Source organism: Bacillus sp. SIMBA_026, from assembly GCF_046535335.1.
GTDB classification, from domain to species: Bacteria; Bacillota; Bacilli; order Bacillales; family Bacillaceae; genus Bacillus; species Bacillus velezensis.
In genome coordinates this window covers 995,340-1,016,711 of sequence record NZ_JAWRWX010000001.1, presented here as the reverse complement: position 1 = coordinate 1,016,711, position 21,372 = coordinate 995,340, and the positions used below count along the sequence as shown (strand labels likewise).

General features: G+C 43.4%; 17 protein-coding genes and 2 pseudogenes. 6 read left to right on the top strand and 13 right to left on the bottom strand.

The window, feature by feature from the left end; all coding sequences use genetic code 11:
• The first annotated feature begins 15 nt into the window (after positions 1 to 15).
• The 4 genes from SB847_RS04880 to SB847_RS04865 all read left to right on the top strand — a co-directional run bounded on the left by SB847_RS04880 (position 16) and on the right by SB847_RS04865 (position 5,131).
• Positions 16 to 1,554 (top strand): glycoside hydrolase family 43 protein, encoded by a 1,539-nt coding sequence (locus tag SB847_RS04880; protein ID WP_130570939.1) that lies wholly within the window; start codon positions 16 to 18, stop codon positions 1,552 to 1,554.
• A 51-nt stretch (positions 1,555 to 1,605) separates the two neighbouring features.
• Positions 1,606 to 2,877 (top strand): glucuronoarabinoxylan endo-1,4-beta-xylanase XynC, encoded by a 1,272-nt coding sequence (xynC, locus tag SB847_RS04875; RefSeq protein ID WP_410561986.1) that lies wholly within the window; start codon positions 1,606 to 1,608, stop codon positions 2,875 to 2,877.
• A 143-nt stretch (positions 2,878 to 3,020) separates the two neighbouring features.
• Positions 3,021 to 3,728, top strand: a complete 708-nt coding sequence (locus SB847_RS04870) for a response regulator transcription factor (RefSeq protein ID WP_410561989.1) — start codon at positions 3,021 to 3,023, stop codon at positions 3,726 to 3,728.
• Between the two features lie 2 nt (positions 3,729 to 3,730).
• Positions 3,731 to 5,131 carry a sensor histidine kinase gene (locus SB847_RS04865; RefSeq protein ID WP_375005448.1) on the top strand — a complete coding sequence of 467 codons (1,401 nt, stop codon included), beginning with the start codon at positions 3,731 to 3,733 and terminating at the stop codon, positions 5,129 to 5,131.
• Positions 5,132 to 5,180: 49 nt separating this feature from the next.
• On the opposite strand, the gene SB847_RS04860 is transcribed toward SB847_RS04865, so the two are convergent.
• The gene (locus tag SB847_RS04860; protein WP_375005447.1) at positions 5,181 to 5,492 is read right to left on the bottom strand and encodes a magnetosome magnetite crystal formation protein family; all 312 of its coding nucleotides are present in this window, start codon (positions 5,490 to 5,492) and stop codon (positions 5,181 to 5,183) included.
• A gap of 459 nt (positions 5,493 to 5,951) precedes the next feature.
• On the opposite strand from SB847_RS04860, the gene SB847_RS04855 reads away from it, so the two are divergent.
• Positions 5,952 to 7,451, top strand: coding sequence for a cellulase family glycosylhydrolase (locus SB847_RS04855; RefSeq protein ID WP_410577403.1), 1,500 nt, complete (start codon positions 5,952 to 5,954; stop codon positions 7,449 to 7,451).
• 244 nt (positions 7,452 to 7,695) lie between these two features.
• Positions 7,696 to 8,832 (top strand): alpha/beta hydrolase, encoded by a 1,137-nt coding sequence (locus SB847_RS04850; protein WP_410577401.1) that lies wholly within the window; start codon positions 7,696 to 7,698, stop codon positions 8,830 to 8,832.
• A gap of 830 nt (positions 8,833 to 9,662) precedes the next feature.
• On the opposite strand, the gene SB847_RS04840 is transcribed toward SB847_RS04850, so the two are convergent.
• From SB847_RS04840 to SB847_RS04785, 12 genes and pseudogenes are all read right to left on the bottom strand, one after another.
• Positions 9,663 to 9,872 (bottom strand): bacteriocin-like WGxF protein, encoded by a 210-nt coding sequence (locus SB847_RS04840; protein ID WP_140957314.1) that lies wholly within the window; start codon positions 9,870 to 9,872, stop codon positions 9,663 to 9,665.
• A gap of 13 nt (positions 9,873 to 9,885) precedes the next feature.
• Complete coding sequence (locus SB847_RS04835; protein WP_324635809.1) at positions 9,886 to 10,506, bottom strand: ATP-binding cassette domain-containing protein; 621 nt, start codon at positions 10,504 to 10,506, stop codon at positions 9,886 to 9,888.
• Complete coding sequence (locus tag SB847_RS04830; RefSeq protein WP_410577398.1) at positions 10,503 to 12,668, bottom strand: DUF1430 domain-containing protein; 2,166 nt, start codon at positions 12,666 to 12,668, stop codon at positions 10,503 to 10,505. Before SB847_RS04830 ends, SB847_RS04835 begins: the two co-directional genes overlap by 4 nt.
• Before the next feature lie 150 nt (positions 12,669 to 12,818).
• Positions 12,819 to 14,456 (bottom strand): YndJ family protein, encoded by a 1,638-nt coding sequence (locus tag SB847_RS04825; RefSeq protein WP_410577396.1) that lies wholly within the window; start codon positions 14,454 to 14,456, stop codon positions 12,819 to 12,821.
• Positions 14,450 to 14,800: pseudogene (locus tag SB847_RS04820) on the bottom strand (DUF4166 domain-containing protein); the annotation flags it as partial. The gene SB847_RS04825 and the pseudogene SB847_RS04820, both read right to left, overlap by 7 nt.
• A pseudogene (locus SB847_RS04815) lies at positions 14,792 to 15,232 on the bottom strand (hypothetical protein); the annotation flags it as partial. The pseudogenes SB847_RS04820 and SB847_RS04815, both read right to left, overlap by 9 nt.
• A 118-nt stretch (positions 15,233 to 15,350) precedes the next feature.
• Entirely contained in the window at positions 15,351 to 16,622 is a 1,272-nt protein-coding gene (locus SB847_RS04810) for an MFS transporter (protein ID WP_029325933.1), read from the bottom strand.
• Between the two features lie 74 nt (positions 16,623 to 16,696).
• A complete protein-coding gene (locus SB847_RS04805; protein WP_038458149.1) occupies positions 16,697 to 17,698 on the bottom strand; it encodes a substrate-binding domain-containing protein in 1,002 nt (333 codons plus the stop codon).
• An 83-nt stretch (positions 17,699 to 17,781) separates the two neighbouring features.
• The gene (locus SB847_RS04800) at positions 17,782 to 18,618 is read right to left on the bottom strand and encodes an SDR family oxidoreductase (protein WP_410577394.1); all 837 of its coding nucleotides are present in this window, start codon (positions 18,616 to 18,618) and stop codon (positions 17,782 to 17,784) included.
• On the bottom strand, positions 18,615 to 19,691 hold the full coding sequence (uxuA, locus tag SB847_RS04795; RefSeq protein ID WP_007611787.1) for a mannonate dehydratase: 1,077 nt from the start codon (positions 19,689 to 19,691) through the stop codon (positions 18,615 to 18,617). Before uxuA ends, SB847_RS04800 begins: the two co-directional genes overlap by 4 nt.
• Position 19,692: 1 nt before the next feature.
• Positions 19,693 to 20,328 carry a bifunctional 2-keto-4-hydroxyglutarate aldolase/2-keto-3-deoxy-6-phosphogluconate aldolase gene (locus tag SB847_RS04790; protein WP_410577391.1) on the bottom strand — a complete coding sequence of 212 codons (636 nt, stop codon included), beginning with the start codon at positions 20,326 to 20,328 and terminating at the stop codon, positions 19,693 to 19,695.
• A gap of 13 nt (positions 20,329 to 20,341) precedes the next feature.
• Positions 20,342 to 21,361 (bottom strand): zinc-binding alcohol dehydrogenase family protein, encoded by a 1,020-nt coding sequence (locus SB847_RS04785; protein WP_410577389.1) that lies wholly within the window; start codon positions 21,359 to 21,361, stop codon positions 20,342 to 20,344.
• Positions 21,362 to 21,372: the final 11 nt, after the last annotated feature.

Below are 21,372 nucleotides of genomic sequence, written 5' to 3'. Positions count from 1 at the left end.
GAGGAGCGTTAAGTTATGTGTAAAAAATGTTGGGTATGCCTATGGGTCCTTGCTTTATTATTGAGTTGCTTCACTGGGAAGTCTGCGTATGCTGCCAGCACTCCAATTGCAAAACATGTTGGGAATTCAAATCCGCTTATAGACCATCATTTGGGAGCAGATCCGTTTGCGCTGACCTATAACGGAAGAGTCTACATCTATATGTCAAGCGATGACTATGAATATAATAGCGACGGAACGATTAAGGATAATTCATTTGCCAATTTGAATAAAATATCCGTCATATCTTCAGCGGATATGGTGAACTGGACAGATCACGGAGCGATTCCCGCAGCGGGTGCCAATGGGGCGAATGGCGGCCGGGGGATTGCCAAATGGGCAGGAGCATCATGGGCCCCGTCAGCCGCGGTGAAAAAGATCAATGGTAAAGATAAATTTTTCCTTTATTTCGCAAACGGCGGCGGAGGTATCGGGGTTCTCACCGCAGACAGCCCGACCGGCCCATGGACAGATCCGATCGGAAAACCGCTTGTAACGCCAAATACGCCAGGAATGTCCGGTGTTGTGTGGCTTTTTGATCCTGCAGTATTCGTAGATGATGACGGTACCGGTTACCTATATGCCGGCGGAGGCGTTCCGGGCGGTTCAAATCCAACGCAGGGGCAATGGGCCAATCCTAAAACAGCAAGAGTCATGAAATTAGGTCCTGATATGACCAGTGTTGCCGGAAGTGCATCGACCATTGATGCGCCATTTATGTTTGAAGACTCAGGGATGCATAAGTATAACGGGAAATATTACTATTCCTATTGTATCAATTTCGGGGGCGCGCACCCGGCCGATAAACCTCCAGGTGAGATTGGCTATATGACCAGCTCAAGTCCTATGGATTCTTTTTCGTATAGAGGGCACTTTCTGAAAAATCCGGGAGCATTTTTCGGAGGCGGCGGGAACAATCACCATGCTGTTTTCAATTTTAAAAACGAGTGGTATGTGGTGTATCATACTCAAACTGTCAGCTCCGCTCTTTACGGGGCCGGCAAAGGATACCGTTCTCCCCATATTAATAAGCTTGTGCATAATCCAGATGGCTCCCTGCAAGAGGTAGCGGCAAATTTTGCAGGTGTCAAACAGCTATCCAACTTGAATCCATATCACCGGGTAGAAGCGGAAACGTTTGCCTGGAACGGACGGATTTTGACAGAGGCATCCTCAGCACCCGGCGGGCCGGTCAATAATCAACATGTCACAAACATTCATAACGGAGACTGGATTGCTGTTGGAAATGCAGACTTCGGCTCAGGCGGCGCCAGGACGTTTAAAGCAAATGTAGCGTCCGCTCTTGGCGGGAAAATAGAAGTGCGGCTAGACAGTGCAAACGGTAAGCTTGTCGGAACCTTGAATGTCCCTTCCACAGGCGGAACGCAATCCTGGAGAGAAATAGAAACTGCGATAAGCGGCGCAACAGGTGTTCACAACGTATTCTTTGTATTTACGGGAACTGGTACAGGAAACTTGTTTAACGTTGATTACTGGCAGTTTACACAAAGATAAGCAAAGATACGTTTTCTAAGTCCATAAAAGACATATGAAAGAGAGGAAAAAATGATGTCGAGCGTAAAAAAAACAATTTGTGTATTATTGGTATGTTTCACAATGATGTCCGTCATGCTCTTAGGACCGGGAGTTACTGAAGTTTCAGCAGCAAGTGATGCAACAGTTAATATATCTGCAGATAGACAAGTGATTCGCGGTTTTGGAGGAATGAACCACCCGGCTTGGATTGGAGATTTGACTGCGCCTCAACGGGAGACCGCTTTTGGCAATGGACAGAATCAGTTAGGTTTTTCGGTCTTAAGAATTCATGTAGATGAAAATAGAAACAATTGGTACAAGGAAGTGGAGACTGCAAAGAGTGCGATCAAACATGGAGCAATCGTTTTTGCTTCCCCTTGGAATCCGCCAAACGATATGGTTGAGACTTTCAATCATAATGGTGACACATCAGCTAAGCGGCTGAGATATGATAAGTACGCCGCATACGCGCAGCATCTTAACGATTTCGTTAATTTCATGAAGAGTAATGGTGTGAATCTGTATGCGATTTCTATGCAAAACGAGCCTGATTACGCTCACGAATGGACATGGTGGACGCCCCAAGAAATCCTGCGTTTCATGAGAGAGAATGCCGGTTCCATTAATGCCCGCGTGATTGCGCCGGAATCATTTCAATACCTGAAAAATATATCGGACCCCATTTTGAACGATCCGCAGGCGCTTAGGAATATGGATATCCTCGGAACCCACCTGTACGGCACTCAGGTCAGTCAGTTTCCTTATCCTCTTTTCAAACAAAAAGGAGGAGGGAAAGAGCTATGGATGACGGAGGTATACTATCCGAATAGTGACAACAATTCAGCGGATCGCTGGCCTGAGGCTTTAGGTGTTTCAGAGCATATTCACCATTCAATGGTAGAGGGAGATTTTCAAGCTTATGTGTGGTGGTACATCCGCAGATCATACGGCCCTATGAAAGAAGATGGGATGATCAGCAAACGCGGATACAATATGGCTCATTTCTCAAAATTTGTGCGCCCTGGCTATGTAAGGGTTGATGCAACGAAAAATCCTGAACCGAATGTTTACGTGTCAGCCTATAAAGGAGACAATAAAGTCGTGATTGTTGCCATTAATAAAAATAACACAGGGGTCAACCAAAACTTTGTGTTGCAGAATGGAACTGCTTCGCAAGTATCCAGATGGGTCACGAGCAGCAGCAGCAATCTTCAGCCTGGAACCGATCTCAAAGTAACGGACAATCATTTTTGGGCCCATCTTCCGGCTCAAAGCGTGACAACATTTGTTGTAAAGCGTTAAAGGCATCAGCATCGCAATAAGCCAATTTTCTTACTTGAAAAAGAAAATTGGCTTATTTTCTGTGGGATAGAAGTGTTGATTTTTTTAACGATACACAGACATTGGGTATAATAATGACAATGACTTCAAGGAGTGATCAATATATGTCACGGCTTCACAGCAAAGTATTAATCATAGACGACGAAAAAGAAATTTTAGAACTGATCAAAACCGTATTAATAAGAGAAGGCATTGATCGCGTGATCACCGCTTCGACTGCCCGTGACGGATTGGCTCAATTTCATCAAGAAAATCCCGATCTTGTGATATTGGATATCATGCTGCCAGACGGTGAAGGCTATGATATCTGCAAGCAAATAAGAGACATTTCACACATTCCGATTATCTTTTTGTCTGCAAAGGGGGAGGAAACGGATAAAATTGTAGGACTTGCCATCGGCGGAGACGACTACATTACAAAACCCTTCAGCCCTAAGGAAGTTGCATATCGGGTCAAAGCGCAGCTGAGACGGGTCTCTTACTTACAGCCTTCTCAAACCGGAACCGTGATAAAAAAAGGACCATTTGAATTAAACCAACAACAAGCCGAGCTCACCAAAAATGGAGCGGCTATTGAGTTAACACCTAAAGAACTTATGCTTATGACCTATTTTCTGCAGCATCCCAATCGGGTGATCAGTAAAGAAACACTCTATCAAGCTGTATGGGGAGAAGATTTCTTCGGTTCTGACAACACGGTGATGGTTCATATACGCAGGCTCCGTGAGAAAATAGAAAACACCCCATCAAAACCAGACTTTCTCGTCACTGTGAAAGGGTTAGGCTACAAATTTGTTGTAAAGGATGCGTAAGGATGAATTGGCGATTAACAGGCAGGTATATGGTCTCTGTCATTATCGTGACCATCATTACAGTCTTCATTAATTTATTTATTTTTATGTTTTGGCTCGTTTTCCAGGCGAACAGCCAACATGACGAAGAAAGTACACCGGAAACTTTCACAAGATCATTCCGACAATATGTCACGTTATCGAACAATGGTATCACAGTAAACAAAGAGGGCCAAAAAGCTTTAAAAGAGCAGAATGCATGGATTCAAATATTAGATGAAAACGGACAGGATGTTTATCATGATAGAGAACCTAAAGGACTGAAGGAAAAATATACGCCTATTGAAATTATAAATTTACATAAATATAAGGATGAACAATTATTATCAACCATTTACGCCGGCGGAAAAAAAGTGAACGGCAAGGAGTACAGTTACTTTATAGGGTTTAAAAATCCCTCTCTCGGAAAGTATGTCCTCTCATATGATACCAAGGAATTTGTGACGAAGTTCAATGCAGGGACCATCATATTATTATCAATAGATGCATTGATCGCGTTACTCATCGGCTATCTATTCAGCCGGCAGCTCACAAAACCGCTCGGCCGTGTCATTCAAGGAATCCAGCGGTTAGCTAATGGAGATTATACGATCAAAATGAAATCCAAAGGCATTTATAAAGATGTCTTCTATAATGTCAATCATTTATCGGAACAACTATCTTCAAGTAAAAAAGAAAAAGATAAATTAGAGCAAATGCGTGAAGAGTGGATCAGTCATATTTCTCATGACATTAAAACACCATTAGCATCTATTCAGGGCTATGCAGAAATCATCCAAGATCCAAATTACCATCTCACAGTCGAACAGATCAGAGAGTACGCCCAGATCATTGAGAGTAAATCCCTCTATATGAAAGATGTGATGGAAGATTTAAATTTAACGACAAGGCTGAAAAACAACGATGTGATGTTACATACAGAGCAGGTAAACCTTGTATCGCTGCTGCGGGAAACGTTAATTGATATGTTAAACGATTCTAGATATGCGGATAAGTCCATTGAACTTCAAACGAACCTGGAAAAGCTGATGCTGAACCTTGATGCGATATTGATTCGGAGAGCGGTCACGAATCTCATTTTAAATGCCCTCGTTCACAATGATCCTGATGTGAAGATCGTTGTACAGCTTGAACAAAAAGAACGGACTCATGTGACAATTAAGGACAACGGCAAAGGGATAGAAGAAGAGGAGCTGGAAAAAGTGTTTGATCGCTATTACAGGGGCACAAATACAGGAACGACGCATGCAGGCTCTGGTCTTGGAATGGCCATAGCAAAGGATATTATCCAAAAGCACGGAGGGGACATCACCATTCAAAGCACCACGGGAGAAGGGACAACGATAGATATACAATTATCATAATGGCTATACAAAAAAAGGTTCTGTTGATCAATAACAGAACCTTTTTTTCCTATTGTTCCGAAAACACTTTGATTCCTTTGACAATGTTCCAAATGAAAAAGTAGATCGCCACAAGGAATGTAACAGCATACGTCGCAAGCAGGAAAGGCCCGGCTTGCCTGATGTCATTCATACCAAGTAAACCTGAAGCGATGATGCCAATTACAAAAATCAAATAAGGAATCAGATGCGTCCATAAAGATTTTTTCGCATGATATTTCACATCGTCCTGACCTAAGAAATAGACGATAATCGGAAACAGAAACGGCGCAAAAAATATACTGAAGTAACATAATGAAGACAAAATTTTATTTTCTCTCAAACCTTTTCACCTCTATGATTTATTGAAGGGGGAATTCTTCTGGCTGAATCCCTCACTGAAGTACAATCTTATTGTACAACTCCAACCTTAACCCGTATTAATCCGAACCTTACATCAACCTTAAATTAACAAGGACGGGCAAGGGCTCGTCTTCTTACAGCAATCATAAGATTCAATGCCATATTGAGACTCATCACATTCAGCGTGTCTACGTTGGAAATAAATTTAATTTTTCGATTCGATTGAAAAATGACGTGTAAAGTCCCGATTCAGTCCGGTTTTCTTTGTTCTATATGTGTCAGGTGTGTCTTATTCAATAGAGATAGAGCAAATTGACAGGCTTTTACACCTCCTAAAAACAAGAAATTAGGTTGATAGACAATCATGAGAAAGATTTTTACAATGAGTTCGAGCTCATAAGAAAGAGCCAAAATGATGCGAAGGAGGAAAAGATCAGATATGAAACGGTCAATTTCTATTTTTATTACGTGTTTATTGATTACGGTATTGACAATGAGCGGCTTGCCAGCTTCACCGGCATCAGCAGCAGGGACAAAAACGCCAGTAGCCAAGAATGGTCAGCTTAGCATAAAAGGTACACAGCTCGTAAACCGAGACGGCAAAGCGGTACAGCTGAAAGGGATCAGCTCACACGGATTGCAATGGTATGGCGATTTCGTCAATAAAGACAGCTTAAAATGGCTGAGAGACGATTGGGGCATCACCGTTTTCCGCGCGGCAATGTATACGGCAGACGGCGGTTATATTGACAACCCGTCCGTGAAAAATAAAGTAAAAGAAGCGGTTGAAGCGGCAAAAGAACTTGGGATATATGTCATCATTGACTGGCATATCTTAAATGACGGCAACCCAAACCAAAATAAAGAGAAGGCAAAAGAATTTTTCAAGGAAATGTCAAGTCTTTACGGAAACACGCCAAACGTCATTTATGAAATTGCAAACGAACCAAACGGTGACGTGAACTGGAAACGTGATATTAAACCGTATGCGGAAGAAGTGCTTTCCGTTATCCGCAAAAATGACCCCGACAATCCCACCATTGTCGGAACCGGTACATGGAGCCAGGATGTGAATGATGCTGCCGATGACCAGCTAAAAGATGCAAACGTCATGTACGCGCTTCATTTTTATGCCGGCACACACGGCCAATCTTTACGGGATAAAGCAAACTATGCACTCAGTAAAGGAGCGCCTATTTTCGTGACGGAATGGGGAACAAGCGACGCGTCTGGAAATGGCGGTGTATTCCTTGACCAGTCGCGGGAATGGCTGAATTATCTCGACAGCAAGAAAATCAGCTGGGTGAACTGGAATCTTTCTGATAAGCAGGAATCATCCTCAGCGTTAAAGCCGGGAGCATCTAAAACAGGCGGCTGGCCGCTGTCAGATTTAACTGCTTCAGGAACATTCGTAAGAGAAAACATTCGCGGCAACAAAGATTCAACGAAGGACGGCCCTGAAACGCCAGCACAAGATAATCCCACACAGGAAAAAGGCGTTTCTGTACAATACAAAGCAGGGGATGGGAGTGTGAACAGCAACCAAATCCGCCCGCAGCTTCACATAAAAAATAACGGGAATACCACGGTTGATTTAAAAGGTGTCACTGCCCGTTACTGGTATAACGCGAAAAACAAAGGCCAAAACTTTGACTGTGACTACGCGCAGATTGGATGCAGCAATCTGACCCACAAGTTTGTGACGCTGCATAAACCTAAGCAAGGCGCAGATACCTATCTGGAACTGGGGTTTAAAAAAGGAACACTGTCACCGGGAGCAAGCACAGGGAATATTCAGCTTCGTCTTCACAACGATGACTGGAGCCATTATGCACAAAGCGGCGATTATTCCTTTTTCCAATCAAATACGTTTAAAACAACGAAAAAAATCACATTATATCATCAAGGAAAACTGATTTGGGGAACAGAACCCAATTAGTAAGCTTTAGGCGGACATCAGCAACGATGTCCGCTTTTATCATCTTAAACAGCAATACATGGAGGTTTACGTGGCGGATGAAACTCTGAAACAGTATATGGGCCTGTACAAATGTTGTTAGCAATCTCAAGAAAGCCAAGGAGTAGCTATGATTCACTGAACATATGATGTAATGAAAAGCGTTTGTAGCGCAATGTGTGTATTTCACATCCGCCACTTTTATTACTTAAGGGGGAACTAGAGAATGAACAGGTATGACGCGTTTCCAGAGCCAATTGACGGCTATACTGTCGGCCGAACCCAGATGGATTTTGAGTACACGGCATCAGATCATACAAAAAGAGAACTGACGGCGTTTATGTACTATCCGTCCGACAGCAGCGAAGGGAAGACTACATCAACGTACATGTTTCCTGAAGTCTGCGAAATGCTTGATGAGCAGCCGCTTCTCACTGCGTTGAAGGATGCTTACTCTATAGATATCAAGACCCAATGTTACGACGGCCTTGCTCTCTCCGGGATGGAAAAACGCTATCCGGTGTTATTTTATGTTTGCGGCGGGGGCGGTTCTCCAGAATGGGGTACAGTGATCTGTACAGACTTGGCAAGCATGGGATATGTTGTGGTAAGCATCGGCCATCAGAATAGCACGATGTATAAGCGTAAAGATGGGCGCCTGTTTAATATATCAAAGGATTTTTCGGATGTTATTATGGCGTTTTCTGAAGATCCGGAGATGATGGCGTTGGCTGGTAAGATGGAGATGCGTCCTGACGACGAAACTGCCATTGAGATGTGCCAAAACGTGCTTACACTGCCGATACTTGACAAGTTAACAGAATATAGTGAATTACAGGCAGAAGATGTAAGGTATGCAGCCGATTATCTTGTCAAATTGGACTCTGGAGAGCTGAATTCCATCTTTAAGGGCAGATTGTTGCTTGACATCGGTATGGGCATAGTCGGACATTCTTATGGAGGGGCTACGACGGCGATTGTTTGCCGGGACGACGACCGGTTCGCCTGCGGGATTGGCTTGGATAGCGGAGCGTTCGGCCTTCAGGGCAGCGACCTTAAGAAACCCTTTTTGCTGCTGTTTTCTGAACCGAACTATAACATGAATGCGATCATTGGCGCTAACAATAGCATGGATACCTATTATTTCTCTGTTGATCGTGCTGCGCATTTAGATTACTGCGACATCGTGTTTACCAGTGTGAATGAGGAACTTAGAGGCGAACGGGATGCCATGGAGATGCGAAATCTTGTTACAGACTATACGAAGAACTTTTTTGATCATTATATACTGCAGAAGGCTGCAAGTGTGGAAAGTCTGGCATACGATGGCGTGGACTTGATCAAGAAGACCAGCAACAAGTGACATAACCGATTAAAATACTCAAACTGAAAAACCTTTATGACCAATTTAATTTATTAAGGACGTGGAGGTTTTTTAATATTACCTTACAAAAAGGGGACGCTCTTATAATATGAATCCACTTTTATATTCTCTTCACAATTTCTAGTTTACATAATATATATTCTAGGAAGTTAAATCTTTGATGAAAATTCTGTCTCGTTATCTTAAGTATACTTAGTTGGTGAGACAGAATTAAAAAAATAGGATGTATTACGATTTATAATTAATCTTGAACATAACACCGATCTTTAATAATCACCTCGCACTTTACTTCGTCTACATCAGTTTTGCCATTGGATAATCTTGTGTACACATAAACCCAATTTTCACCGTCTCTTTTGAAGTAATCAAAATCGTAAGCATTCGGATATTTATCTCTTACCCAAATTAATCCTGGCAGAGTCTCCGCCATTGCTGGTGATCCAGATACTAGCAAGGCCCCACCAGTGCTGTAGCTCCTGCTATCTTCTTGAATTTACTTTTTAACATTTTTATTGCCCCCTTTTGATTTGTTGCCTGCTGCTTACTCACTTAGCAGGCAATCTGATTTTATCACCTTGCAAGAGGAAAATTTGTCATATTTTGTAGATGAGAGTATTACTTTCGGAAAAAATGCAAAATTATGTCAATTCTTTTCCATTCTTGAATTCTGAAACTTTTCGGAGGGCTTCTGATAGCGATCCTCTTTGCAAATGTGCTTACATAAAAAAAACCGGCGTGTTGGCCGGTCCTTTCTTCTAGACAACATGTACCCTTCTTGATTACTTGGTAAGAAAGCATTAAAGCCTTTATTAAGCCTCGTAATTTCTGCTGTTTGAACCTAAATTCCTAAAGAGTAAAGAAGAAAGCAGAGCTAACACAAAATAAACAACAACGAATCCGCCCCAAAAGAAGATAGCCTGATCAAATGGAAAGCCAAACACTCTAAAGAGTATTCTGTGTACCACTCCGGCAATAATGACCAGGATGCTTGCTGATAATGCAAAAGCAATGTGTTTCAATTTAAACCTCTCCTTATGAAAGATTGATCACTCTATCCGAACCATTGGCGATTTCTTGATCATGAGTAACACAAATAATCGTTTTCCCCATACCTTTTAACTGATGGAATAAAGACAAAATAATGCTTTTGTTATATTCGTCTAAGTTTCCTGTCGGTTCATCAGCCAGGATAATATCACAAGGCTTCAAAATTATTCTTGCGATGGCCACACGCTGCTGCTCTCCGCCACTCAGCTGATAAACCTTTTTCTTCAAAAAGCTTTTATCCAGGCCAACCATTTCTAAAGCTTCTGTCAACTTTTCTTTCTTGAAGTCTTTTGCATAAGCCGTCGAAAGCTGTAAATTTGTTAATACTGTTTCATTGTCCATAAGCACGTAATTTTGAAAGATATACCCTAAGTTTTCTCTCCTTAGTTTCATCACCTCTGTAGGTTTAGGATTTCGAAAGCCTAAAATTTCAACATTTCCTGAGTGTGGAGTATCAAGAAGACCTATGATATTTAGCAGGGTAGTCTTTCCTGAACCGCTCTTACCAACAATTGAAACAAATTCATTTTCTTTTATCTGAAGAGAGAAATTCGAAAGAACAGGTTTTTCATCAAACGTCTTTGATATGTGGTTGAGTGTAATCATATTCTATCTCCTTTTAAGATCCTATTCATGTTTTTCCTGTTTAAATAGACACTCAGGAAATAAAGAATAAGCAGCTCGATTACAATAAACAGCCCAACAAAAATTGTTAATTCGAAGATTTTGTAATAAATACTGCATCCTAAACCTATAAGGCAATTGGTTAAAAGGGAAAAGATGATTAAATTTTTATTTCTGGCCCAATATGAATATCCAAAAAGCTCTTTAAGGTACAGCCGATATGCATTCGCACTGTAAAACGACCAAATATAAGCAACAAGAAATGCGATGGACAGGATAACTGTTATTGTTAGGCTAATTAAATTCTGCAAGAATTGATTCTGAATTCTTGCTATACCGTCGCTTAGTTCTTGATAAACCGAAATTGATGAATCAATTAGATCTCTCGTATTGGTCTTCTCCAAATAAGGAACTATGCGGTCATACGCCATGCCTTTTGAAGAATCTGAAAAGAATAAACTTGAGGTTGAGTAAGCACCTATAACAGATGGATCAACGTTGTCCGTGAAAATTGCAGCTATTGGATCAACAATGTTATTTTTATTGCCGGCATCCCCAAACTCACTATTAAAGGTGAAATACTCCTGCCTATTTTTAGTATAAATGATGTTGATTTTCAATTCATCTTTTTTGAGGGTGTTTAAAGGTTGATTCATCTCCTTGTTATACATATTATCTAATTCAACTTTGTCAAAGAAAAACTGATCCCTGTATGCAGCTATTATTTTTTCTTTATATTTTTCATACTTTTGTGGAACAAGCAGGTTCAATGTATTTGAATCAACCCTTAATGCCTTTTGGCTTATGGCTTCCCCATTAGCGCCGATAATGGGATTCACCTTTAAATAATTAGGGCCGATTGTAATACTTCGTCCAGAAGGAGAGTAAATTTCATTTTTCTTTGTCGTATTTAAGGTGTAAAAATAAACAGGTTTTTTTCCATCTTTCCATAGTACAGCATAGTTATGTGCATCAATGACGAACGCATTTTTATGCTTCTCTAATTGATGATACAACGCGCGAACTCTAACATTTTTCTCCCTGTCTAATTTTAAATCACTATAGTCTATCCCGGTATTTGCAAAGCTTGTCTTATAAGTGTTTTGTGTCTTTTTCCAGTACGATTGATTATCAAGCTGCTGTTTGAGATCAAATACGTTAGAAAGTGAAAACGCAACAATATTGAAGAGCAATATCGTGACAACAATTTTAAAGCCTACAGATAACCATTGGAATTTTTTAATCGGTGTGCTGCCTTTGATCGAGCCACTAATGTCGCTGTTGTTATACAAGACGAGGGTAACCATGATGGTGTATACCATCATGATAAGCGCACCAATCACCGCGTTTCTAATGTAAATTCTAAGATATACAGCCAACCAGTCATTTAAATTGAAAGAAAAAGCTAGTAAAGCTACAATAATTGCACCGCAAAATATGATTATAATTAGAGGTTTCAAAAACATTGCTGGGTAAGAAAGCAATGTTTTAACCTTGGAATACCCCCATAACTTTTGCAGCAGAAGCCGTTTGCGATTTTTAATTACAAAATAGAGGACACCAATAAACAAAATCAGCATAGAGAGCAACACTAGCATAAGCAAAGTTTTGTTAAACATAAAAGCAGTATTCTCAGTGATGTTTTCAAAACTTACTTCACCATAGTCAGCAAAAAGGTTTTGTGCTTTCTCCAATACCTTGTCATCGTTAGATGAAATATAAAATTTGCTTCCTATGCCTATATTCTTTATTTGGTTAAAATCAAAATATCTGATTTTCCATGTCGAGAGTGGAAAAGAAATGCTGCCGATCATCTTCTGATTTGAATGATCTCTTAGAAAATTTGACACAAGCTTATTGCCATTATGTATTGATGGTTCATTTTTAGAGTTTGTAGAATAGATGTTTAAGCTCTTCTCATCTAAGAAATTGTATTGAGAAATATTCACTTTGTTTTCTTTGGAGAAGGCGACCAATCTCTTTATAAAGTCCTCACCTTTAATTTCTGAGGTATAATCGATTATCAATGCTTCTTTATTGGAGAATAAAGTGTAATAGATTTGTTTGTTAAGAGTGTAATGATAGCTTGACATATTCATTGAGAGCAAAACCAAAATGAACAATATGTAGATTGTTTTCTTCATTGGACAGCCTCCATAAAAAGAAATCCGGTGCTGTCTTGTATTCAAGTTTGACCACACCGGAAGAAAAATTTAAAAATCACTTGCTTTATTTTGTATTCCAATAAGCCTTGTTTCCGAACCAAGTTCGATACACGGGAGCGTAGATACCCTTCATCTTTTTTCTTCCATTCGGTTACCAGCGGAAGCATGAGTGATCCGATAATGCACAGTTAAAAATTTCAGTCCGAACAGCCACATATGATGAACGGCCTTCAGGCTGGTTTTGCTCTGGGCTGAAATAAGAAATGTCTCTGCCAGCGGAAGATGACACGCCCCCCATTTCGTCTGCAGATAAATCCCTTCATCACCCGCTCCGCTTTTTCGCCGTCTGCTTGTCAAAACAAGCTTCTGCTTACGCGCATAAGGTTTTAAAATGCCCGTCATTTGGCCGTACGGCAGCGGAAGAGAGATATTCATGTATCCTTCCCCTTTTGACCTGTACGCTGAATACAGCGCAGTAAAAACGGTTTCCTGCTTTTCATTTGTTCTGATCCACGCACGGACATTTTTTCTGCCATCTTTGTCAGAGTCAACTCCTATAATATCACTGTGCATGATATACCAATCCGGATTCATGGACAGGTGAATCTGCCCCGCTCTTCTGCTGAACGGCTCGTACATGCGCGCGAACGGACGAAACCATCTGCTCCACGTCACTTTTGCCATGATGTCATAATCAATTGTCTCTTCATAAAAGGAAATAACGGCCGGCGCCAGTTTTTCAGTTGAAAAGTCTTCAGAATGCAGTTCTCTCAGCTGATCCAGAAGGCCGGTATAATGGATGTCATTTGCTGCATGAATATCAGTCAAAAATTCTTTGCCTATCGTTCTCTTCCCGTAAATACGGCTGAACGTTCTTTCGCTGCCCTCATCAAACGGTCTCGGATTTTCCAACCTCCACCCCGCCAAAGCCGGCAGGATAACGCCGAATGCATTGACGGCCCCGTGAATCCAAATCATCTGGCTGATCGTGAGCGTTGCCTCCTCGCGGTAGACACCGTACGAATATATCAAAGAAAAAGCAATTGTGATCATTAACACAGCCGATGAACTCCTGATCAAGACCCTGCCTGTTTTCGTAACAAACGGTGCCGTAAAGACGAGATATGCATTTACATACAGACCCGCCAGATACAGAGCGACAGCAATCACATCAAGTGTCTTTGAAAATGTAATCCCCAAGGCAATAAGGATCGGCGAAATCAAAATAATGACCGTGCTCCACTGGTAAAGTTCGCGTTTCTCCCGTATGATCCTGCCGAGCAATCCGTTAAAGATCGGAATGAGGAAAGCGGAATAGTGAAAGTGCACCGCCGTCAGCAGAACGATAAGCGGGCCGAAATTCATGACGGGAATCTCAAGGACATATGCGAAGAACCAGAATCCGCCCCCGGCCAAATAAATGAAACCCGCCATAACAGACATCTCTTCTGTTCTGTGAATATTTGTTTTCATCAGCCGCCGGACAGCATACAGTGCCAGCCCAAGCGTATAAATGAGCCACACAAAGGCAAAAAAACTGAAGTCTGTGACAAGCGCAAGCACCGCACATAAAGCGGCAACAGGATAACTCCGTAATAACACATTCTCTAAGGTCTTTGACGGCCGAAAAGCAAAATCGAATACAGCGGGAACGAAAAAAAGTACGGAAAATAAAACAAACGTCTCAGCAGCTGATATATGCGGAGCTTCAGCCGCCGCAAATCCCAAAAAGCAAATCACGCTTACCATGAGATGACGCTTCAGCATGTTTCTCCCTCTGTTTCCCGGAAAGTCCCCCGGTAAGAGAAAAGAGTGCCGAGTATCCGATTTTTCACATGAACCTTTATGCTGAAGCAATTCATTTCCTCATCATAAGCCTCATAAACGGTTGAACTGCCGCACAGCCATGCCGGAAGCGGGATTTTCTTTCCGCCTATCAGGAGCCACTGCCTTCCGGATGTAATAACAAGCCCTCCGTCTGAAGACGCTTCTAAATGCAGTTCAGACAGTAGGATGTGAGGTTTTCCGAAGTAATCAAGAATTCTGTTTTCCCGCTCATCGTATTCCATGACCGCATCAAAAAAACGCGTTTTGCTTTTAAAGAAAGCGGTAGCCCAGCTTAGCAGAGGACGAAATAAAAACCGGTCTATCCAGCTTCCCGGCAGACCGCGGGCCGTTTCATATTGATATTGAGTCAAAAATGCGGTTTGTCCATTATCCCGCTCTATATACTTCCAGTAGCCCCTGCCTTCTTTTATAAGTGACAGCGGATGATCAGAGGCAAAAGCGAGCGAAGACACTCTTTCTGACGAGCGAGACCTTATGTCACCTATTGATTCGCCCGTGCCGGATACCTTCAGCCCAAAACCGATTCGTGTTTCATATAGAAACCTCTGCGGTTCATCTGGCAGCCTATGAAGATATGTAATGTCAGAAAAACGCAGATCCCATTCCTTATGAAGATGCGGGTTTTGCGTATATTCCCAAAGCGTTTCTATATCAGATGCAATATTGATTTCGACATATATCGGCTTCTGTTTCATGCCCCCTCCTCTTCCCTTCTTTTGTAAACAATTCCTATATTATCATAGGAACAGATCAAGCGGCAGAACGAAAAGGCCATCCCGTTATCGGCAGGACAGCCTCAGTGGCTTTGATGACTTATGAATAAGGTATCGTGTCTTTTTTATCTTTAGAAGCGGGTTGAATGATAATCGGACGCACGAAACAGATTACCGCAGCCGAGGCCAAAACGGCTAATCCGCCTGCAAGCAAAAACGCCCCGGAGAATGATCCGCTTTTGTCCGCGATAAAGCCGGTTAAAGCAGGCCCGATAATACCGGCCGTGTTTGCAAGAAAATGCATAAAGCCGCCGACTGACCCGACATTCCTTTGATCAACCACATCATGAATGACCGCCCAATAGATAGAGCCCGTTATATATAAAAAGAAAACTGATAAAGCAACGAGAATAACGGCACTTACGGTAGTGGTAACAAGTCCGGCAAATCCGATCAGTACAGCGGAAGCGAACAGACAAGTGACAAGAATGACTTTCCGTGAGAACAAAACCCCTTTTCCGGCGGTTTTTTTGAATACATAATCAGAAATCATTCCGCCTGCCGCCAAACCGATAAATCCAAGAATCCAAGGAATAACAGTCACCACGCTCATAAATTCAACACTTAAACCGCGTTCTTTCACCAGATAGCTCGGAAACCATGTTAAGAAGAAAAATAAAATGTAGTTGTAGGCGAAAAAGGCAAAAGCCGTGAAGAGAATCGTTTTTTGTTTCAAATAAAAGGTCATCGGGATATGCTGCTCATGCGACTGAATCTCCGCTTTCATTGCCGGGGCGTCTTCCGTCGGCGCCGGCCGTTCTTTGACAAATTTAAACCAGATGACCGCCCAGACTAAACCGATGATCATGATCAGGACAAAGGAAACCTTCCAGCTGAACGCCACAGCAATCATCCCGACAATCGGGCCGGAGATCGCTCCGCCGAGCGGCGTTCCGCTGTTTGTCAGGCCGATGACCGTGGCGCGCTGAGACGGAGGAAACCAATTGTTGACCATTTTGCTTATGGCAGCCGACAGCGGCCCCTCCCCCATACCGAATAAAACACGGATAATCAAAAGACTTACAAATCCGAAAGCAAGCGCAACCGCTCCGCTGAAAAGAGACCAAACGATCATCGCCGTACACAATGTCAATTTAGCCCCGTACCGGTCAGATGCAACACCGCCGAGAAAGTTAAACACAGCGTATCCGACAGAAAAACTGCTGAAAATCAGCCCCATTTGGGTTGCCGACAATGTGAGATCCTGCTGTATGAACGGCGCTGCAATAGACAGCGCTGAGCGGTCTAAATAGTTAATCACCCCGGCTGAAAATAAAAGAAGAATAATAGGGAATCTATCCTTTGAGAACATAAAATCTCCCTCTCACTTCATAATATTCAGACATTTAAATTGCCGGAGTAAACCGGTTTATGCAATGAAACCGGTTATCCGGATTGCCTTGCGAGCAGCGCCGGTTTATAGCGGTGAATCCGTTTTTCACCGCTATCTTTTTCTTGTATCTGGCGAAGAAGAATGCTTCCCGCTTTTCGCGCCATTTCTGCCGCAGGCTGAACGATCGTCGTAATCGGAGGAGTAAAAAAACCCGCAAAAGGAACTTCATCAATCCCGATGACGGCAGCCTTATCCGGAATTGTCATATCATGCTCCTTCATATACTTCAGCACCTCAACAAGAACGATATCGTTTGCCGCCAATATCGCTTTCGGAGGCTCCTCAAGTGAGAACAGCTCTGACAAAACATTGGAAATATCAGCTGCATCGGCTGTTTTGATATATTCGTTCCGCACCATCATTCCGTGGCGGTCAAGCGCCTTCTTATACCCTTCAATCCTTTCTACCCTCGGACTGATTTCCCGAATAATGGACGTCGTAATAATCGCGATTCTCTTAATGCCGCTTTCGATAAACCGGTCAACGGCAAGACCGGCTGCATGATGATTATCAAGCATCACTGTCGGAATCCCGAGTTCTTCAATGGTTCTGTCCATAAACACGACCGGAAACGTATCGCGTTTCATCTTTTCATATAAAGAGAGATTTTCGCCCGTCGGAAAAATAATAATTCCGTCCACCTGCTTGGCCCGGAGCATTTCAATATATTTCTTTTCTTTTTCCGGTTCATCATCTGCATTGCAGACAATAATATGAAATCCTTGTTCATGAAAATAGTCTTCCACCGCCCTGATGACCTGAGTGGAAAAGGTGTGAAGAATATTAGCCACCACCACACCTACCGTAAATGTTGATTTCTGTTTTAAGCTGCGGGCGACGAAATTCGGCTGATAGTTCAGCTCTTGAATAGCCGCTTCTATTTTTTGTTTCGTTTTCTCGCTCATATAGTCATAGCGCTGATTTAAAAATTGAGATACGGTGCTTTTAGATACGTTTGCATATTTCGCCACATCTGAAATTGTAATGGTTTTCATAGACTCATCCCCGTCTGTCTTCATTTTTCACTAGTATAAGTCAGAAGTAAATAGTTTACAATCTGACAGGGACAGGGATTCTGTCACACTCCGGAATAAGCCATAAAACCTCCGTCGACGGGAACTGTGACCCCGGTGACAAAGCCTGAGCATGAATCATCCGAAAGCCACAGGAGCGTTCCCAGAAGGTCTTCCGGTTTCCCGAAACGTTTCATCGGTGTATGTGCCATAATCTTATTGGATCGGTCTGTTAGACTTCCATCTTCCTGTAATAACAACCCACGGTTTTGCGCAGTCAAAAAGAAACCCGGGGCGATGGCATTCACCCGCAGCCCTTTTTTTGCGAAATGAACAGCCATCCACATCGTAAAATTCTGAACCGCCGCCTTGGCCGCGCTGTAGGCGGGCACCTTTGTCATCGGTGTATACGCACTCATAGAAGAAATATTAATAATCGCGGGACATTCCGCCTTCAAAAGGTCTTTTCCAAACACTTGCGATGCCAGAAATGCACCGGTAAAGTTGGTTGAAAATACGCTGGAAAACCCCGTTTCGTCCATATCAAAAAAGGATGTGTCCTGCTCATCCTCTTCATACGTCTCGCTGGCAGTGATCGCATCACGGTGGTTTCCCCCGGCTCCGTTAATTAAAAGATTGACAGAACCGAACCGGCTGATAATCTCGTCTTTTGCCTTTTCGAGCGAATCACGGGCTGAAACATCAGCCGGTACAGAAACCGCGGTTCCTCCAGCGTCAGCAATCTCGCCCGCCGCACGCTCTGCTTTATCAGCATTCCGGCTGATGATCGCAATTTTCAACCCCTGCCGTGAAAGCTCCTTTGCCATTGCTGAACAGAGAACACCGCTCCCGCCTGTTATGACAGCGGTTCTTCCTGATAAACGTTCATGAATCGGTTTCATCTCTTCACCCCTTTCTCATGAGACGAGAACGCATCCCACAGCCCGTTCAAGTACATAATTCCTAAGGCACGATCATATAAACCATAACCCGGCCGGCATTGTTCGCCCCAGATATGACGGCCGTGATCAGGCCGTACATATCCTTTATAGTCTTGGCCGTGCAATTCTTTTACCACACCGGTAATATCAATGGACCCATCACTGGTAAGATGCGAAGTTTCCGTAAAATCACCGTTATCGCAGATTTTCACATTTCGTATATGGGCAAACGGCGCAGCTCCCGCATAGTGTTTGGCGATCTTCACCATATCATTGGCGGGATCCGCTCCCATCGAACCCGTGCATAACGTAATACAGTTGGCGGGTGAATCTGAAATCTCTCGCAGCTTTTCATAACTTTTCTCACCGGTGATAATACGGGGCAGGCCAAAAATTGACCAGGGCGGATCATCCGGATGAATGGCCATTTGAATGCCGTGTTCCTCCGCTACAGGAAGAATTTCATGTAAAAAGAACTCAAGATTGGCCCAAAGCTGTTTTTCACCGACCGTTTGATAGGCCTCAAACAGTTCCTTGATCCGGGCCATTTTCTCCGGCTCCCACCCGGGAAGCGTCAAATCAGAAGATTCTTCAACCGTGCGGATGAGTTCCTCAGGAGGGAGACTTTCCACTTTCGCTTTTTCAAAAAACAAAGCGGTTGACCCATCCTCCAGCGCGCGGAACATATCGGTACGCGTCCAGTCAAATATCGGCATGAAATTGTAACAGATGACTTTCACGCCGAATTCGGACAGATTGCGAATGGTCTGTTTATAGTGCTCAATATATTGTCCGCGTTCTTCATGACCGAGTTTAATGGCTTCATGAACATTCACGCTTTCCACGACCTCTGCATGAAACCCATAGGATTGAATGTATCTGACTTCCGCTTCAATGTCCTCCTTTTCCCATACTTCGCCCGCGGGCTTCTGGTGAAGAGCCCAGACAATGCCTTTGACCCCGGGAATTTGTCTGACATGTTCAAGAGTCACCGTATCATTACCTTGGCCGTACCAGCGAAACGTGATATTCATGTTACACCCCCGTATATTCGTTTTTTCGGCAGACGTATTCTTTGCTGAGGGATACGGCAGCTTCATAGCCGCCCTTTTGATATGCTTTTGTCAAGTCGCTCCCCACACCGACCGCGACCGCTCCGGCAGAGAGCCAGTCATTCATGCTGTGTAATGAGATACCCCCGGTCGGCATAATGCGGACATTCGGCAGAGGGCCGTTGACCGACTTGATAAATGAAGGGTCAAACGAATTAGCGGGGAACAGCTTTACCACATCACATCCGGCTTCGAGCGCCAAAGCCATATCAGACACGCTCATGCATCCCGGAAGATACGGTACGCTGTACTGGTTGCATAGAGATGCTATCTCTTTTACAAAATGAGAGCTGACGATAAATGAGGCGCCTGATAAAATGGCGTGTCTCGCCGTTTCTGTATCAATTACAGAGCCGGCTCCAAGAAGAATATCTTGATGCCGGAGTTCCTTAAAGACATCTTCCACTTCAGGAGTTGTGTATGTAAGCTCAATGGCGCTGATACCTCCTGAAATGGCCGCTTTTGAAACTTCAAGCGCCTCTTGGCTGTTTTGTCCCCTTATGACAGCTACCACTTGTGCATACAGAAGTTTTTCGTAAATGGCGTACTTAGGCAGCATTCTCGCTCCTCCTTTAATCAAACGTAATGATTGCTTTTCCCACCTTGCCCGGGTGCTGTTCGATCAACTGAAATGCTTGATGGACGTCATCTGCTGAAAATGTATGTGTAATAAGACCGCCGTGCGTTAACAGGCCTTTATTCAGTAAGTCTGTAATGTACGGAAACTGATTCGTCTGCAATCTTGAACCGGTTATCGTGACTTCCTTTTTTGTGATCGGAAGCTGAGAAATGCCGGCAGTCCTCTCATCAAAACCAAGCACAACCACATGACCGGCCGGAGAAACCGCGTCAATGGACGTTTCAAACGTTGAGGGGAGACAGACGGCATCAATGACAACATTGGCGCCTTCATTTTCTGTCCATTCGTTCACCCGCAAAACGGGATCTTCTTTTTGCGCGTTGACGGTAACGTCCGCACCGTTTTTTTCAGCGAATGCCAAGCGTTCCTCATTCAAGTCGGTTATCATGACGGAAGCGCCTTCGAACTTTGCCATTTTTAATATGCAGATTCCGATCGGTCCCGCTCCCTGAATCAAAACGGTATCTTCCTTCTTGACACGGCCTCTCCAAACGGCCTGGGCGCCGATCGTATATGGTTCTGCCATGACCGCTTCCTCCCAGGGCAGATCGGGCGAAACGGCATGCAGCTGCTTTTCCGGAACGACGATATATTCCCGCATCCCGCCATCTTCATGAACGCCGAACACCGAAAGCGCTTTGCAGACGTTCGGACGTCCTTTCCGGCAGGCATAGCATGTTCCGCAATAAGATATCGGTTCAACCACTACCCGGTCACCCGGCTTGAAACGCCGGACATGAGAACCGGTCTTTGCGACTTCCCCTGTGACTTCATGTCCGATTACTCTCGGCAGGGACGCTAACGGATTTGTCCCATGATAAATATGCAAATCTGATCCGCAAATTCCGACCCGCTTCACCTTGACAAGAACATCATCCGCATGGACAACAGACGGTTTCTCACATTCCGTCACTACCAGATCAAATGCTTTCCGTACTAGAACCGCTTTCATTTTCTCACCCG